The sequence below is a fragment of the Pseudomonas sp. SHLD1 genome (genome assembly GCF_028640935.1).
Taxonomy (GTDB): Bacteria; Pseudomonadota; Gammaproteobacteria; order Pseudomonadales; family Pseudomonadaceae; genus Chryseomonas; species Chryseomonas aestiva.
On record NZ_JAQZAD010000013.1, the window covers coordinates 1,068,042 to 1,085,433 of the forward strand.

11 protein-coding genes and 1 pseudogene are annotated in these 17,392 nt (G+C 64.1%); 4 read left to right on the forward strand and 8 right to left on the reverse strand.

Features of this window, described 5'->3' with window-relative positions:
* The first annotated feature begins 192 nt into the window (after positions 1-192).
* From glgX to PVZ77_RS10385, 4 genes are read left to right on the forward strand one after another with little or no spacing between them, the layout of a single operon-like run.
* Complete coding sequence (gene glgX, locus PVZ77_RS10370) at positions 193-2,382, forward strand: glycogen debranching protein GlgX (RefSeq protein WP_273807480.1); 2,190 nt, start codon at positions 193-195, stop codon at positions 2,380-2,382.
* Positions 2,379-3,140 carry an endonuclease/exonuclease/phosphatase family protein gene (locus PVZ77_RS10375; protein ID WP_273807481.1) on the forward strand — a complete coding sequence of 254 codons (762 nt, stop codon included), beginning with the start codon at positions 2,379-2,381 and terminating at the stop codon, positions 3,138-3,140. Before glgX ends, PVZ77_RS10375 begins: the two co-directional genes overlap by 4 nt.
* Positions 3,137-4,384, forward strand: a complete 1,248-nt coding sequence (clsB, locus tag PVZ77_RS10380) for a cardiolipin synthase ClsB (protein ID WP_273807482.1) — start codon at positions 3,137-3,139, stop codon at positions 4,382-4,384. The genes PVZ77_RS10375 and clsB overlap by 4 nt, the downstream gene beginning before the upstream one ends.
* Positions 4,381-5,427, forward strand: coding sequence for a lysylphosphatidylglycerol synthase transmembrane domain-containing protein (locus PVZ77_RS10385; protein ID WP_273807483.1), 1,047 nt, complete (start codon positions 4,381-4,383; stop codon positions 5,425-5,427). Before clsB ends, PVZ77_RS10385 begins: the two co-directional genes overlap by 4 nt.
* A gap of 7 nt (positions 5,428-5,434) precedes the next feature.
* Here the strand turns inward: PVZ77_RS10385 and PVZ77_RS10390 are convergent, their stop codons facing one another.
* The 8 genes and pseudogenes from PVZ77_RS10390 to PVZ77_RS10425 all read right to left on the reverse strand — a co-directional run bounded on the left by PVZ77_RS10390 (position 5,435) and on the right by PVZ77_RS10425 (position 17,369).
* Positions 5,435-6,160, reverse strand: coding sequence for a polysaccharide lyase family 7 protein (locus tag PVZ77_RS10390; protein ID WP_273807484.1), 726 nt, complete (start codon positions 6,158-6,160; stop codon positions 5,435-5,437).
* Positions 6,161-6,249: 89 nt separating this feature from the next.
* Positions 6,250-8,469: a 1,4-alpha-glucan branching protein GlgB gene (glgB, locus tag PVZ77_RS10395; protein ID WP_273807485.1), complete on the reverse strand. Its 2,220-nt coding sequence runs from the start codon at positions 8,467-8,469 to the stop codon at positions 6,250-6,252.
* Positions 8,466-11,795: a maltose alpha-D-glucosyltransferase gene (gene treS, locus PVZ77_RS10400; RefSeq protein ID WP_273807486.1), complete on the reverse strand. Its 3,330-nt coding sequence runs from the start codon at positions 11,793-11,795 to the stop codon at positions 8,466-8,468. Before treS ends, glgB begins: the two co-directional genes overlap by 4 nt.
* Positions 11,796-11,932: 137 nt before the next feature.
* The gene (locus tag PVZ77_RS10405; protein ID WP_273807487.1) at positions 11,933-13,936 is read right to left on the reverse strand and encodes an alpha-1,4-glucan--maltose-1-phosphate maltosyltransferase; all 2,004 of its coding nucleotides are present in this window, start codon (positions 13,934-13,936) and stop codon (positions 11,933-11,935) included.
* Positions 13,937-14,392: 456 nt separating this feature from the next.
* A complete protein-coding gene (gene nadE, locus PVZ77_RS10410) occupies positions 14,393-15,223 on the reverse strand; it encodes an ammonia-dependent NAD(+) synthetase (RefSeq protein ID WP_273807488.1) in 831 nt (276 codons plus the stop codon).
* The gene (locus PVZ77_RS10415; RefSeq protein WP_273807526.1) at positions 15,220-15,729 is read right to left on the reverse strand and encodes a CinA family protein; all 510 of its coding nucleotides are present in this window, start codon (positions 15,727-15,729) and stop codon (positions 15,220-15,222) included. The genes nadE and PVZ77_RS10415 overlap by 4 nt, the downstream gene beginning before the upstream one ends.
* 165 nt (positions 15,730-15,894) lie before the next feature.
* Positions 15,895-16,377 (reverse strand): annotated as a pseudogene (locus PVZ77_RS10420) (nucleotidyltransferase family protein); the annotation flags it as partial.
* A 2-nt stretch (positions 16,378-16,379) separates the two neighbouring features.
* The gene (locus PVZ77_RS10425; RefSeq protein ID WP_273807489.1) at positions 16,380-17,369 is read right to left on the reverse strand and encodes an XdhC family protein; all 990 of its coding nucleotides are present in this window, start codon (positions 17,367-17,369) and stop codon (positions 16,380-16,382) included.
* Positions 17,370-17,392: the final 23 nt, after the last annotated feature.

A 17,392-nucleotide genomic window follows, 5' to 3' on the forward strand; every position in this document is an offset into this window, starting at 1 on the left:
TTCGCGTTACCGCCGTTCTCTTGATTTTTCCTGAAAAAACAACGCTTTGTCGGTTCGCCATCAGGGCTCGGAACTGCGCTGCGTCGGGCCTTTCATATACAGGTAGCCGGATCTGTATCGATTCAGCCACCGGCAGGTATTGAGAGCCGAGTCAGAGCTACTTCCTTCCTAGCTATCCCCGAGAGCGTCGAAATGACATCAACCGATTCCAACAAGCCCCTAACCGAAGCGACCGCGTTCATCAGCAAGTCCAAGTCTCGTGTTCGTGAAGGCCTGCCCTATCCCCTGGGCGCTACCTGGGACGGCTCCGGCGTGAACTTCGCCATCTTTTCCGCCAACGCCACCAAGGTAGAACTCTGTCTCTTCGACGACGAAGGCAAGGAAGAAATCGAACGCATCGAACTGCCGGAATTCACCAACGAGATCTGGCACGGCTACCTGCCCGACGCCCGTCCCGGCACCCTCTACGGCTACCGTGTACACGGCCCCTACGAGCCGCAGAATGGCCATCGTTTCAACCACAACAAGCTGCTGATCGATCCCTACGCCAAGCAGATCGTCGGGGAGCTGGAGTGGAACGATGCCCTGTTCGGCTACACCATCGGCCATGCCGATGGCGACCTGTCCTTCGACGAGCGCGACAGCGCCCCCTACATGCCGCGCTGCCGGGTGATCGACCCGGCCTTCACCTGGGGCAACACCACCCATCCGCGTGTCCCGCGCGACCGCACCGTGTTCTACGAAACCCATGTCCGCGGCTACACCATGCAGCACCCGGCAGTGCCCGAGAACGCCCGTGGCACCTTCTCCGGCCTGCAGGAAAGCGAAGTTATCGATTACATCAAGTCGCTCGGCATCACCTCCGTAGAACTGATGCCGATCCACTACTTCCTCGATGACAACCACCTGCTGGAAAAGGGCCTGAGGAACTTCTGGGGCTACAACACCCTGGCCTTCTTCGCCCCGCACTCGCGCTACATGGCCAGCCAGTCCATCGGCGAATTCAAGGTGATGGTCGCGCGCATGCACAATGCCGGCCTCGAGGTCATCCTCGACGTGGTCTACAACCACACCGCCGAAGGCAACGAGATGGGCCCGACCCTTTCGCTGAAGGGCATCGACAACGCCAACTACTACCGCCTGATGCCCGATGATGCGCGTTACTACATCAACGACACCGGTACCGGCAACACCCTGAACATGAGCCACCCCTGCGTGCTGCAGATGGTCACCGACTCGCTGCGCTACTGGGCGACCGAGATGGGCGTGGACGGCTTCCGCTTCGACCTGGCGACCATCCTGGGCCGCGAGCCGGACGGCTTCGACGAAGGCGGCGGTTTCCTGCATGCCTGCCGTCAGGACCCGATCCTGGCCGAGACCAAGCTCATCGCCGAGCCCTGGGACTGTGGCCCCGGTGGCTACCAGGTCGGCAACTTCCCGCCCGGCTGGATGGAATGGAACGACACCTTCCGCGACACCGCGCGCGCCTTCTGGAAGGGTGACGAAGACAAGATCGGCGATTTCGCGAAGATCCTGCTGGGCTCCGGCGACAAGTTCAACCGTCGCGGTCGCAAGCCCTACTCTTCCGTGAACTTCGTGACCGCCCACGATGGCTTCACCCTGGCCGATACCGTGTCGTACAACGACAAGCACAACGAGGCCAATGGCGAAGGCAACAACGACGGCCACTCCCATAACCTGTCATGGAACTGCGGTGTCGAAGGTGAGACCGACGATCCGGAGATCATCGAGCTGCGCTATCGGCAGATGCGCAACCTGCTGGCTACCCTCTTCCTCTCCCAGGGCACGCCCATGCTGCTGGCCGGAGACGAGTTCGCGCGTACCCAGGGCGGCAACAACAACGGCTACTGCCAGGACAGCGAGATCGGCTGGGTCAACTGGGAAATCAGCGAGAAGAGCGCCGAACTGCAGGAATACGTGCGCAACCTGATCGACCTGCGTCGTCGCTATCCGCTGCTGCGTCGTAGCCGCTTCTTCACCGGCGCCTACAACGAAGAGCTGGGCGTCAAGGATGTCACCTGGCTACAGCCCGGTGGCACCGAGATGGGCGACGAGCAGTGGCAGGACGGCAGCAACAAGTGCATGGGCATCCTGCTCGATGGCCGTGCCCAGCCGACCGGTATTCGTCGCAAGGGTGCGGATACCTCGCTGCTGATTCTGGTCAATGCTCATTATGACGTGGTGGATTTCACCCTGCCGGAAGTCCCCATGGGCGAGCATTGGTCCCTGCAGCTGGATACCAATCAGCCTGACCTGGATGCCGGCGACGTCTTCAATTTCGGAGACACCTATCAGGTCACCGGACGCTCGGTATTGCTGTTCGAGCTGACGCAGACCAAGCGGAGGAAGCGCCAGGCATGACGAACGCGCAACAGGGTTTTTCGTTCAAGGTCCTGACCATCAACACGCACAAGGGCTTCACGTCCTTCAACCGCAAGTTCATCTTGCCGGAATTGCGCGATGCGGTGCGGACGGTGTCAGCGGACATTGTCTTCTTGCAGGAGGTATTGGGTACCCACGAAAAGCACCCGTTGCGCTTCGAGAACTGGCCGGCAGCGCCGCAGTACGAGTTCCTGGCCGATTCGATGTGGACCGATTTCGCCTACGGGCGCAATGCGGTCTACCCGGACGGCCATCACGGTAATGCGGTGCTGTCGAAGTTTCCCATCGTCAGTTACGACAACTTCGACATTTCCATCGCCGGTCCGGAAAAGCGCGGGATGCTGCATTGCGTCCTGCGTATCCCGGATCAGGCCGTGGATCTGCACGTCATCTGCGTGCATCTGGGCCTGCGCGAGAAACATCGCCAGATGCAGATGCAGCTGATCTGCGAACACATCAACTCCCTGCCCAGCGACGCCCCCGTCGTGGTGGCAGGGGACTTCAACGACTGGCGCCAGAAGGCCAATGACATCCTTGGCGAGGGCGCGGGACTCGAAGAGGTGTTCATGAAGACCGCAGGGCGACTGCCCAAGACCTTCCCGGCGAAGCGCCCCCTGCTCTGCCTGGATCGCATCTACACGCGCAACGTCAGCGTCGGGCGCCCACAGGTGCTGGGCAATCAGCCTTGGTCGCACCTGTCCGACCATGCTCCCCTGGCGGCGGACTTCCACCTATGAATTTCGAATGGCGGGACGGAAACCGCATCGCCTTGCTGGAAAACGGTGAGGACTTCTTTCCACGGGTCTTCGAGGCGATCCGCGCGGCCGAGCGCGAGGTCATCATCGAGACCTTCATCCTCTTCTACGACAAGGTCGGCAAGGCCTTGCAGGAAGAACTGGTCAAGGCGGCCAAGCGTGGTGTCCAGGTGGATATCACCGTGGACGCCTACGGCTCGCCCGATCTGCCACGCGACTTCATCGATGAAATGGTGCATGCCGGCGTGCGCTTTCGCTACTACGATCCGCGCCCCCTGGTCATGGGGATGCGGACCAATCTGTTCCGCCGCCTGCATCGCAAGATCGTGGTGGTGGACGCCCGTCTGGGGTTCATCGGCGGCATCAACTACTCTGCCGAGCACCTGGGCGACTTCGGGCCCGAAGCCAAGCAGGACTACGCCGTCGAGGTCGAAGGTCCCATCGTCGATGACATCCACCGCTTCGCGCGCGACGCCATCAACTCCCCGGAGGAGACCCACCGCTGGTGGGGCAAGCGCTCGCAGAAGCCGGCCGACAACCGCAACCCCGGCAATGCCCAGGCGCTGCTGGTGTTCCGCGACAACGACGAGCATCGTGCCGACATCGAAAAGCACTACCTGGAGATGCTGCGCAACGCCAAGCGCGAGGTGGTGATCGCCAACGCCTACTTCTTCCCGGGCTATCGCCTGCTCAGGGAGATGCGCAATGCGGCGCAGCGTGGCGTCCGCGTGGTGCTGATCGTGCAGGGCGAACCGGATATGGCCATCGTCAAGGTGGGCGCCCAGATGCTCTACAACTACCTGGTCAAGGCCGGGGTGGAGATCTACGAATACTGCCTGCGGCCCCTGCACGGCAAGGTCGCGACCATGGACGAGCACTGGTCCACCGTGGGTTCGAGCAATCTCGATCCCTTGAGTCTCTCGCTCAATCTCGAATGCAACCTGATCTTCCATGACCACGCCTTCAATCGTGAATTGCGCGGTCGCCTGGAAACCCTGATCCAGAATCACTGCGAGCACGTCGACAGCAGCAAGGTACCCAAGCGCACCTACTGGCACCTGGCCAAGACGATGCTGGTCTTTCACTTCCTGCGCCACTTCCCCGCCTGGGTCGGCTGGCTGCCCGGTCATACCCCCAAGATCGAATTGGTGAGTCCGCCGGTGCAGCCCGAACTCGAAACCCAGGATCGGGTCGATTCCTCGATTTCAAGGTATCCCCAACGATGAGCAGCCACAGCGACGCCCTGGACCACGCCGACGACGAGGACGACCAGCAGGCCGCCGACAAGCCGCAGAACGGTCGCTGGGTGCTGGCGAAGAAGATCCTCACCTGGGTCTTTCTTATCGCGGTGGTGGTGCTGCTGGTGATCTATGCCCGCAAGGTGGACTGGGGCGAGGTCTGGAAGGTTTTCACCGGCTACAAGTGGACGACCCTGGCCATGGCCGGCGGCCTGGTGGTGCTGTCGTACATCATGTACGGCTGCTATGACCTGATCGGGCGTGCCTATTGCGGGCACAAGCTGGTCAAGCGCCAGGTGTTCCTGGTGTCCTTCATCTGCTACGCCTTCACCCTGACCCTGAGCACCTGGGTCGGCGGCATCGGCATGAGATACCGGCTTTATTCACGACTTGGACTTTCCAGCGGCACCATCACCCGCATCTTTTCCCTGAGCATCGCCACCAACTGGCTTGGCTACATCCTGTTGGCCGGTGGCATCTTCATCAGTGGCGTGGTGGACATGCCGCCCAACTGGTTCGTGGGTGATACCACCCTGCGGCTGATCGGCTTCGGCCTGCTGGCCTTCATCGTCTTCTACCTGGGCGTCTGCGCCTTCGCCAAGCAGCGCGAATGGACGGTACGCAAGCAGCGTCTCGCCCTGCCCTCGCTGCGCATGGCCTGCCTGCAACTGCTGGTGTCCTCGATCAACTGGATGGCCATGGCGGCCATCGTCTACCTGTTCCTCGGTCGCCAGGTGGACTATCTGCATGTGCTGGGCGTGTTGCTGCTCTCCAGCATCGCCATGGTCATCGTGCATATCCCGGCTGGGGTCGGGGTGCTGGAGACGGTGTTCATCGCCCTGCTGGCCAACGACGGCCTCTCCCAGGGCAAGATCATCGCCGCCCTGCTCGGCTACCGGACGCTGTATTTCATCCTGCCGCTGCTGATCGCGGCCGTACTCTACTTCGCCCTGGAAAGCCGGGCCAAGAAGCTCAAGGTCAGCAATGACCGGCGCGAAGAGCGCAAGCAGCAGGAAAAGCACGCGACCTGAAGCGGCCTTAACGGTTGTTGGGCTGGTGCATGGAAATCAGCCGGTAGAACAGGACCCGCCCGCCTTCGGTGGCGGGCCCTTCCCCATCGCGCAAGCGGGCACCGGCCTTGAAATACAGGTGATGGCTGCTCCAGGCGCTGTCGAGTTGCAGACCCAGGTCACCGGTGCGCGAACCGGCGCCGTGGGCACGGACGGTGAGCACGCCACTGCGGGCCAGCTTGATGTCATAGCTGAAGCGACTGTTGAGGGGCAGGCGCTCCAGCAGGATGACGTCCTTGGGACTGTCGCTGGGGCTTTCCCGCAACCGGGCGATGAGTTGGCCCTGCTCTATCTGTCCCTTGCCACTGGTCACGCTTTCTACCTGATAGACCAGCTGCAACAGCGCCTGGGGGGCTGCCGGCACGGCAGTCTGATCTTCGATCTGGCTGATGATGACCTCGGGGCGCGAAGGCACCTGCTGCACCACGGCTTCCGCCTGCAGCAGGGCATCGCCTTCGCGGTATTTCCAGGCATAGGCACTGCCGTCCGGGCGCGTTTCGCGCAGCTCGGTGGCGGGATAGGTGTTGAAGGGTTGCGGCGTGCCGGTCACCGGCACCCAGAACACCAGCGATCCCCCCTCGCCGCGCGCGAGATAGGGGCTGCGAAAGGCGCTGCTGTTGAGTTCGGCGGTCTGTACCTGGGCCACGGGCATGGGTACGGGAACCGTCAGATTCCATTCGGCGAGATCGATCATGGTGTTCTCGGTTGCCAGATGCCTGACAAGCATCGCCCAGAACGGGGATGCCTGTCAGCGGAACACGCCCCGCATGGGGCGCTCCCGGATCAGCCCTGCGGCTTCAACACCAACAGACCGAGCGGCGGCACTTGCAGATTCAGCGAGGCCGGTTGGCCGTGGGCGCCGATCTCCTCGGCCGTTACCCCGCCGCCATTGCCCAGGTTGGAGCCACCGTAGCGCTCGGCATCGCTGTTGAAGATCTCCTGCCAATGACCCAGCGAAGGCACGCCCACCCGGTAATCGTGACGCGGTACCGGAGTGAAGTTGGCGATCACCAGCAGCGGTCGCTGCTGGGCGTCCTTGCGCAACCAGGCGAAGACGCTGTTGCCGTTGTCGTCGCCGACTATCCAGTCGAAGCCTTCGGGCAGGTGATCGCGCTCGTGCAGTGCCGGTTCGTGACGATAGAGCTGGTTGAGATCGGCCAGCAGCTGCTGCACGCCCCGGTGGGTGCCGTGCTCCAGCAGGAACCAGTCCAGCTCGCGATCATGACTCCACTCGCGCCATTGGCCGAATTCGCAGCCCATGAACAGCAGCTTCTTGCCCGGATGGGTCCACATGAAGCTCAGGTAGGTGCGCAGATTGGCGAATTTCTGCCAGACGTCGCCCGGCATCTTCTCGATCATCGAGCCCTTGCCGTGCACCACCTCGTCGTGGGAGATGGGCAGCATGAAGCGCTCCGACCAGGCATACACCAGGCCGAAGGTCATCTGATGGTGATGGTACTGGCGATAGACCGGGTCCTCCTCCACGTAGTGGAGGGTGTCGTTCATCCAGCCCATGTTCCACTTGAAGTCGAAGCCCAGGCCGCCTTCGCTGACCGGCGCACTGACACCCGGCCAGGAGGTGGATTCCTCGGCGATCACCAGGGCACCCGGCGCCTCTTCGTGGACCACCTCGTTGAGATGGCGCAGGAAGGCGATGGTTTCCAGATTCTCGCGACCACCATGGATGTTGGGAATCCACTCGCCGTGCTTGCGCGAGTAGTCGCGGTAGAGCATGGAGGCCACGGCATCCACGCGCAGACCGTCGATGTGAAAGTGCTTGAGCCAGTGCATGGCCGACGCCAGCATGAAGCCGTGCACCTCGTGGCGCCCCAGGTTGTAGATGTAGGTGTTCCAATCCTGGTGGAAGCCCTCGTAGGGGTGCTCGTATTCGTACAGCGCGGTACCGTCGAAGCGGGCCAGGCCATGTTCGTCGGTCGGGAAATGCGCCGGTACCCAGTCGAGGATGACGCCGATGTCGGCCTGGTGACAGGCGTCGACGAAGGCGGCGAAGTCCGCCGGCGTACCGAAGCGCGAGGTGGGCGCGAACTGGCCCAGGGGCTGGTAGCCCCAGGAACCGCTGAAGGGATGCTCCATGATCGGCAACAGCTCGATATGGGTGAAGCCCATCTCGCGGATGTAGGGAATCAGGCGCTCGGCCAGTTCGCGCCAGTTGTACTGGCGCCCCTCTTCACCGCCTTCGCGGCGCCAGGACCCGGCGTGCAGTTCGTAGACCGAGATGGGCGCTTCCACACCCTGCAGCTCGCGACGGCGGGCCATCCAGTCCTGGTCGTGCCAGGTGAAGGGTTTGTTGTCGGCCACCACCGAGGCGGTGCGCGGTGGCAATTCCGCGGCCAGGGCGATGGGATCGGCCTTGAGCGGCAACACGCCGTGCTGGCCGAGGATCTCGTACTTGTAGGCGGTGCCGACCGGCAGGCGCGGCACGAAGAGCTCCCAGACGCCGCTGTTGGCACGCAGGCGCATGGGCAGGCGGCGCCCGTCCCAGCTGTTGAAGTCGCCGACCACCGAGACGCGCCGGGCATTGGGCGCCCAGACCGCGAAGCGCACGCCCTCCACGCCGTCGACCTGGCAGCGCTGGGCGCCGAAGGTCTCGCCGAGATTGCGGTGGCGGCCTTCGTTGAACAGGTAGAGATCGGTTTCTCCCAGCAGCAAGCCGAAGGAATAGGGATCCTCGGTCTCCTGCACACCACTGGGCCAGCGGATGACCAGCTTGTAGGGCGCGGCGTAGTCGAGCCGCGCGACGAACAGCCCGGGCACCCGCCCGGGTTGCATCTGGGCCAGCGACCGACCGCTGACGCGATCGACCAGTTCCGCGCCCAGGGCGTTGGGCAGGAAGGCGCGGACGATTAGGCCCTCGCCATCGGGATGGGGGCCGAGCACGGCGAAGGGATTGCCGTGCTCGCCACGGGCCAGGGACTCGGCCTCGGCAGCCGAGAGCCGGGCGTCGTCCAGCGGAGCGACAGGAGCGGTGTTGTGATCGGTCATGCGCGGGCTCCGGACAAGAGGGTCTCGACGATGGCGGCGACGCCACGTAGCGGGATGTTGATCCAGGTGGGTCGGTTGGCAGCCTCGTAGCCTATCTCATAGACCGCCTTCTCCAGGCTGTAGAGATCCAGCGCCGCCTGCTCGCCCCGCTCGCTCCACTGGTGGCCGATGCCGGCCGCCGCAGCGCGATAGCCTTCCAGGAAGGCCGCGTAGGAAGCATTGCGGTAGGTTTCTGCCGCCTTGGCACGCAGTTGCAGGTGCTCTTCCGAGGTATCCGCGCCGGCGTTGCTCGACTGGGTGACCATGGCCGCCGCGTAGTCGAAGGAGCGCAGCACCCCGGCGACGTCCTTGTGCGGACCGTACTTGCCACGGCGTTCTTCCAGCGACCGCGCCGGCTCGCCTTCGAAGTCGATGAGGATGGCATCGTCCTGGGCCACCAGCACCTGACCCAGGTGCAGATCGCCGTGGACGCGGATGCGCAGACCGCCCTCAACATCGGCCGCCAGGGCCTCGATGCGCTTGGCCAGGGCTTCGCGCTTGCCGACCAGGCCCTGCAGCAGCGCCTTGCCGGTGGCGTCGAGCTGATCGCCCATGCCCTGCAGGGTATCCAGGGCGTTGTCCACCTGGAGGCGAACGCGATGCGCCAGGTCCTTGGCCGCCTGGGCGTCCACGGTTTCGGGCGCGAAGGCCGCATCCTCGGTGGGCTGCGCCAGCACGAGATGCATCTCGCCCAGACGTTTGCCCAGCACGCCCGCGAAGGCAGTCAGATCGCCCATGGCGGTGAATTCGTTCTCCACGTCGGAGATGCCGCCGCTGAGCAGGTCACGGGTGACGCGATCCAGACCGTCGAGGCTCCAGGTCCAGGCATCGCCCTGGTTGTGGATGTGCTGCTGTACCAGCATCAGCACGTGCGGCGTGCCATCCGCCGCGATACGCTGGGCGACGGCATGGGTCGCGGCGATGTTGGCGAACCCGGCCTGGGCCAGATAGCGTCCCATCTCCACTTCCGGGTGGATGCCCGGCGCCACCTTGCGGATCAGCTTGAGCATCAGGTGGTCGCCGACGATCAGCGAACTGTTGGACTGCTCGACGCCCAGGTGCTTGATCTCGATAGCCGGATCCAGCGCGAAGTCCTCGGCCTGGTCGTAGACCTCGAAGCTCAGGTCCCCGGCCGGGGACGCCAGCCTGGCACCCTTGTGGAAGGCATCGAACACGCCATGCACGAAGCTGGTCAGGGCAAAGGCGTCGGTCACCAGGCCCACACGCCGCACGTGGCGGATGCGGGAAAGCGCCAGCTGGGTCGCCAGCGGACTGCAGTGCTGGTCCTCTTCGGCGAGGAAGCCGAGGGGCAAGGCGTAGCGCTCTTCGCCCTTGGCATTGGTCACCACCACCTCGCTGAACATCACCGGCAGCTTGGGCGTGTTGATCTGCACGGCATAGTCCAGCCGCACACCGGTGATGGCCTCGTCCTTGGAGCCGAACCAGCGACGCTTTGGCAGATAGACCGGCAGCACCTCTTCGAAGATGCGGCGCGGCTCGCCGTCCAGCAGTTCCTGCAGATTGCGCTTGATGACCACCGTCTGGTAGTCGGGCATCGGCGCTGGCGGCTCGGTGTGCCAGGCCGGCATCTGCTCGTTGCCGGCCAGGTAGAACCAGTAGAAGCCGTAGGGCGGCAGGGTCAGCATGTAGGGCAGCTGGCCGATGGGCGGGAAGGCGCTGCCACCGATCATTTCCACCGGTACCTGACCGGCGAAGCTGGACAGGTCCAGTTCCACCGCCTGGGCAGCGCGGGAGACGTTGGCCACGCAGAGGATGGTCTCGTGCTCGCCCTGGGCATTGGTGAAGTCGCGCAGGTAGGCCAGGATGCGTCTGTTGGTGGGCGACAGCATCTTCAGGGTGCCGCGACCGAAGGCCTTCTGCTGCTTGCGCACGGCCAGCATGCGCCGCGTCCAGTTGAGCAGCGAATGGGGATCGCGCGACTGGGCCTCGACGTTGATCGCCTGGTAGCCGTAGAGCGGGTCCATGATCGAGGGCAGCACCAGGCTGGCCGGGTCGGCGCGGGAGAAGCCGCCGTTGCGGTCGACCGACCACTGCATCGGGGTCCGCACGCCATCGCGGTCGCCCAGGTGGATGTTGTCACCCATGCCGATTTCGTCGCCGTAATACATCGTCGGGGTACCGGGCATCGACAGCAGCAGGCTGTTGAGCAGCTCGATACGCCGGCGGTCGCGTTCCAGCAGGGGCGCCAGGCGGCGACGAATGCCGAGGTTGATGCGCGCACGGCGGTCCGAGGCGTAGTAGTTCCAGAGGTAGTCCCGCTCGCGGTCGGTCACCATCTCCAGGGTCAGTTCATCGTGGTTGCGCAGGAAGATCGACCACTGGCAGTTGGCCGGGATCTCCGGCGTCTGGCGCAGGATGTCGGTGATGGGGAAGCGGTCTTCCTGGGCGATGGCCATGTACATGCGCGGCATCAACGGGAAGTGGAAGGCCATGTGGCATTCGTCGCCATCGCCGAAATACAGCTGGGTGTCTTCCGGCCACTGGTTGGCCTCGGCCAGTAGCATGCGGTCGGGATAGTTGGCGTCGATCTCGGCGCGAATCTCCTTGAGCACCACGTGGGTCTCGGGAAGGTTCTCGTTGTTGGTACCGTCGCGCTCCACCAGATAGGGAATGGCGTCCAGGCGCAGGCCGTCGACACCCAGGTCCAGCCAGTACCTCATGATCGAGATGACCGCCTTCATGACCTGGGGATTGTCGAAGTTGAGGTCCGGCTGGTGGGAATAGAAGCGGTGCCAGAAGTACTGGCCAGCGACCGGGTCCCAGGTCCAGTTGGACTTTTCGGTGTCGAGGAAGATGATGCGGGTGCCATCGTACTTCTGGTCGTCGTCGGACCAGACATAGAAGTTGCGCGCCGCGGAACCCTTCTTGGCGCGCCGGGCGCGCTGGAACCAGGGGTGCTGGTCGGAGGTATGGTTGATGACCAGCTCGGTGATCACCCGCAGGCCACGGGCATGGGCTTCGGCGATGAAACGCTTGGCATCGGCCATGGTGCCGTAGTCAGGATGGATGCCACGGTATTCGGCGATGTCATAGCCGTCGTCGCGCCGCGGCGAGGGATAGAACGGCAGCAGCCAGATGGTGTTGACGCCCAGGCTGGCGATGTAGTCCAGCTTGTCGATCAGGCCGGGGAAGTCACCGATGCCATCGTTGTTGGAATCGAAGAACGACTTCACGTGCACCTGGTAGATGATCGCATCCTTGTACCAGAGCGGATCGTCGATGAAGGCGGCAGGTTTGCGGGAGCGAGCTTTATTGGGTTTTGCCATGTCGTCAGGTCCTTAACAGGGCGTCTGAAGCGTATGCGTGCACCGGTCGTCCAGGCCGTCCGGCGATGATGACGGAAGGCGCCAGGCACCTAGGGACCTATCCCCGAGTGGCCTGACGCGCTCCGCCCGAGGTATCGCTAGTGGCCCGCCCGGATGCGCCAGATGCTGAAGGGCATCGACGGCTCCAGACGTGTCCACTGAGTCTTGCCGTGCCAGGCCCAGCGGTGCCCGGTCATCAGGTCTTCGCCATAGGTGGTCGCGTGATCGTCGAGGCCCAGCTCCCACAGCGGCAATTCGAAGTGGCCCTCCTGGGCATTGAAGGGATCCAGGTTGATCGCCACCAGGATGAAGTTGCCCAGATCGTCGGTGCGCTTGCCGAAGTAGAGGATCTGATCGTTCCAGCAGGTGTAGACCTTCAACCCCAGATGGGTTTGCAACGCGGGATTCTGCCGACGGATACGGTTGAGCTGGGCGATCTCGCCCATGATGTTGCCCGGCGCATAGAAGTCGCGCGGCCGCAGCTCGTATTTCTCCGAATCCAGGTACTCCTCCTTGCCCGGCGTGAGCGGCGCGCCCTCGCAGAGTTCGAAGCCGGCATACATGCCCCAGAGGCCGGAGCCCATGGTGGCCAGCGCCGCACGGATGAGGAAGCCGGGCCGGCCACTGGTCTGCAGGAAGGCCGGGTTGATGTCCGGCGTGTTGACGAAGAAATTCGGCCGGTAGCAATCGCGTAGCGGCGGTTCGTTGAGCTCGGTGAAATACTCGGTCAGTTCGGCCTTAGTGTTGCGCCAGGTGAAGTAGGTGTAGCTCTGGCTGTAGCCCACCTTGCCCAGGCGCGCCATTATCGCCGGCCTGGTGAAGGCTTCGGCGAGGAACATGACATCGGCATCGCGCCCGCGGATGTCGGCGATCAGCCATTCCCAGAAGGGCAGCGGCTTGGTGTGGGGGTTGTCGACGCGGAAGATCTTCACGCCCTGCTCCACCCAGTGCCAGACCACATCACGCAACGCCAGCCACAGATCCGGCACGGCGTCCTGGGCATAGAAGTCGACGTTGACGATGTCCTGGTACTTCTTCGGCGGATTCTCCGCATAGCGCATGGAGCCGTCCGGGCGCCAGGAGAACCAGCCCGGATGCTCCTTGAGCCACGGATGGTCTGGCGAGCACTGGATGGCGAAATCCAGGGCGATCTCCAGGCCGTGATCGGCGGCGGCAGCCACCAGGGCACGGAAGTCGTCCAGGGTACCCAGTTCGGGATGCACGGCGTCGTGGCCGCCGTCCGGGCTGCCGATGGCGTAGGGGCTGCCCGGCTGATCGGCGCCGGCACCCAGGGTGTTGTTCTTGCCCTTGCGATGGGCCAGGCCGATCGGATGGATCGGCGGGAAGTACAGCACATCGAAGCCCATGTCGCGCACGCGTGGCAATTCGCCGATCACGTTGCGGAAGGTGCCATGGCGATGGGGATCATCGGTGATGGAACGGGGGAAGAGTTCGTACCAGCTGGCGAATTCGGCGCGCAGACGCTCGATGTCCAAGGGATATTCGATGCTGTGGGTCAGGTGGGCATAGGCGTCCACCGGGATCATGGCCTGGCTCGCCTCGCCCGCCAGCAGGACGGCGACCTTGTCACCTTCGCTACCGGCCTGGTCCAGGCGCTGCAGCAGCGCCTCCAGTGGGCCGCGCTGCTCGCCTTCGGCACGGGATAGGGCCTGCTCGACGTGGAGACGGCCTTCCTGCAGTTCCAGGTTCAGCCCGACGCCCGCGGCGTACTTCTTCTCGATCTCGTAGCGGTAGGTACCCCAGACATCCCACCAGGCCTGGACCACGAATTCATAGCGGCCCACGGCCGGCGGGGTGAAGTGCCCACGCCAGAGGTCATTGGTCTCGAGCGTCAGCGGGGCCTGTTGCCAGTTCTCTTCGCCCTCCTTGCGCCAGAGCACGCTGGCAGCCAGCTTGTCGTGGCCATCGGCGAAGATCTTGGCGGTCACTTCGACCACCCGCCCGGTGATGCCCTTGGCAGGGAACTGGCCATTGTCCACGGCCGGCGTAACCGCCTCTATGGCGATGCGCGGGGTCTGGGCAGCGGTAGCGGGATCGAGAGAAAGCGTGGAAAAAGAACCGGGGAGATCGGTGTTCGACATCGAGCCTGACTCCATCTTGGGACGCGTGAAAGGCCGCAACGCGCTGGCGTTGCGACCTTGGTCATGAACCCGCTACTGCTTAGCTTGCCGCCAAAGAGGCCCGGCTGGCCGAACCCCTGCAAGGAGTCGGTAACCCGCAGCGACGCCCAGGAGGACGCCACTCCAGACAGCCGCGGCTCTACTGCAACCGGAAGCACTCACGCGGGTGTGTCTGAAAGAGTCTGAGCACTGACGGCGCGCAAAAGTTCAGCCAAAGCCCAATGACCGACAGGTGCAGAAAATCAGGAAAACTCTTTTTATATCATATGCTTGAAGCACAGATATAAAGCGATATCTAACTTAATGACTAGCGTCCTAGTGTTCGTCGAGCAGCAGCGCAGCACATGCCAGGATGGCAGTCGTACTGCAGCCGCTGTTCGAGAAATCACCTGAAGTAATACCCGCAACCCTATGATTTCAATGGAAGGGTGTGTAGGGAAGATCACGCTTGTGGGCGCTACGCCGGTAGGTAGTGAGAATGATCTCCAGGGTAGCCGGGCTTACCGCCTTGCCTTCCAGGAAATCGTCGATCTCGGCATAGGTGATGCCGAAGGCATCTTCATCGGCCTTGCCAGGCGACAGGGATTCCAGATCGGCGGTCGGCACCTTGTGCACCAATTCGTTCGGCGCGCCTAGCCACTCGGCCACTGCCCTTACCCGCCGCTTGTTGAGTCCGTGCAAGGGCGTCAGGTCACAGGCGCCATCGCCGAACTTGGTATAGAAGCCCATCAGCGCTTCCGCCGCATGATCGGTGCCTATCACCAGGCCCCGGCGTGCGCCGGCTACGGCGTACTGGGCGATCATGCGCTGGCGCGCCTTGATGTTGCCCAGGGTGAAGTCTTCATGGAGTTCATCATCGAAGGCCACTCGTGCTTCGCGGACCGAGGCGAGCATGGCGTCGCTGGCTGGCTTGATATTGACGGTATGGGTCTCGTCGGGCTGGATGAATTGCAGGGCGCGCTGGGCATCCGCCTCATCGCGCTGCACGCCATAGGGCAGCCGCATGGCGATGAATCTCAAGCGGGCATTGCCACTTTCCTCGCGCGCCCGCTCCACCGCCAGTTGGGCGAGTCGGCCAGCGGTGGAGGAATCCACGCCACCACTGATGCCCAGCACATAGCTCTCCTGGCGGCTGTTCAGCAAATAATCCTTGAGGAACTGGATACGCCGTTCCGCTTCCGCGGCCGGATCGAACTGTTCGGGTACCTGCAGGGCCTGGATGATGTCGCGCTGAATGGCTTCGGTCATCGGGCGTTCTCCTCTGATTCGCGTTCGAGACGTTGATGATAGGTCACTACGGCGCCGAGGCTGTGACGGGCCGCCGCCAGTTGCACGGCCTCGCGATCGCCGGGGAAATGCTGGGTTTCGGAATAGAGCACGATGTCATCGCCAACCCGGTAGCCCCAGGCGAAGCAGACGGTTCCCTGGGGAATGCCATCGGCTCCGCCGGGCCCGGCCAGCCCGGTATTGGCGATGGCCACCTGGGCCGGACTGTCGCGCAGGGCCCCGGCGGCCATCTCCCGCGCCACTTCCTCGCTGGTGAGGTTGTGACGCTCGATGGTCTCCGGCCTGACGCCCAGGAGACGCTGTTTGGCCTCGGGGGAATAGACGACGTAACCCGATTCGATGCAGCCGCCGCTGCCGGGTACTTCCGACAGCAGCCCCACGACCTTGCCGGCCGTGCAGGATTCCGCCGTGGTGAGTTGCAGTTCGCGGGTCTTGAGATAGTCCAGCATGGACTCGATGGTGTTCATGAGTGCGTGTCCCCCAAAGCGGTGCTCCTCCGTTGGAAGAGCGGCGAATCGGGGAAGTTCTGGGGCTGCCTGCCGGGTATTTTCCAGGTCGGCGGGCGTATCGATGTCGTGTTGGATACCGGCGTCCGCGACCTCCCGCTCTAGCACCGAACCCTCGCGCAGGAGCCGTTTCGCTCCTTCGTCGCCCTCGAGTTCGCCCAGCGCAGCGGCAAAATTCCGACCAAAGAGCACGGGGTGGCCACGCCTGCCCTGGCAGGTCGGGATGACGATGCGCTCGGGATGATGCAGATCCAGCAACTGCCGGGCCGTCGCGGGCTGCACGAAGGGCATATCGCCCAGGGTCACCAGCCAACCGGACGCTCCGGACGTCGCTCGCACGGCAGCGGCCAGGCTGTCGCCCATGCCGGTGGTGGGCACACTGAGCACCGCCAGGCCTTCCTGCTGCGCCAGCTCGGCGCGCCAGGGGGCGCTGTCCGAAACCACCGCTAGGCACGGCAGACCCACGCCTCGCCACAGTCGAAAGGTCGCCTGCAACACCGTCAGCTCGGACGGCCCGGGCAAGGTGGCCTGCAACTTGTCGCCGCCGCCTGCGGCGCGGAACCGGCTCCCGGCACCCGCCGCGAGGATCAGCACCTGAACCCCGGACATCCCTAGGCGACCTGCTCCACTGCCACCAGGGCGCGCTTCTTCTGGGTCAGGGCGATGCCGTTCTTGACGGCGACCACCTCCGCCAGCAGCGACAGGGCGATTTCCGGCGGGGTATGACTGCCGATATGCAGGCCGATGGGGCCATGCAGGCGATTGATCGCCGCGACCGGCAGGTCCAGCTGCAGCAGCCGCTCCCGCCGCCGGTCGTTGTTGCGCAGCGAGCCCAGGGCGCCGACGTAGAAGGCGTCGGACTGCAGCGCCGTCAGCAACGCCAGGTCATCCAGGCGCGGATCGTGGGTCAGGGCCACCACCGCGGTGCGTTCGTCCGGGCGGATCGACAGCACGGCATCGTCCGGCATGCCGGAGATGAAACGCGCCTGGCGCATCTCCCACCCCTGGCGGAATTCAACGCGGGGGTCGCAGACCAGCACCTCGAAATCGAGCATGGCCGCCATGTCGGCGACATAGAGCGACAGCTGACCGGCGCCGATCAGCAGCAGCCGCCAGCGCGGCCCATGGACCAGGCGCAGCCGCTGCTCGTCAAGGGTGACCGGCGCATCGCGGGTGGTGCTGGAAATCCGCACCTCGCCGGTCGCCAGGTCCAGCTCACGCAAGGCCAGTTCGTGGCCGTCGCAGCATTGCAGCAGCTGCTCGACCCAGCGCCAGTCCCCGACCTGCTCCTGCACCAGACGCAGGGTGCCGCCACAGGGCAGCCCGAAACGCGCGGCTTCGTCGCCGGAGACACCGTAGGTGATGATCTCCGGGCGTTCCCCGGCGAACCGGCCGGCGTGCAGTCGGGCGATCAGATCGTCCTCGATGCAGCCACCGGACACGGAGCCACAGACCTGGCCATCGTCGCGCAGGGCCAGCATGGCGCCCGGCGGCCGTGGCGAACTGCCCCAGGTCTGGACCACGGTAAACAGGCGGACGCCATGTCCCTCCCGTCGCCAGGCCAGGGTCTTGCGCAAAACTTCTTGATCGACACTGTCCACGCCCTGCTCCTCTCTACCCTGCA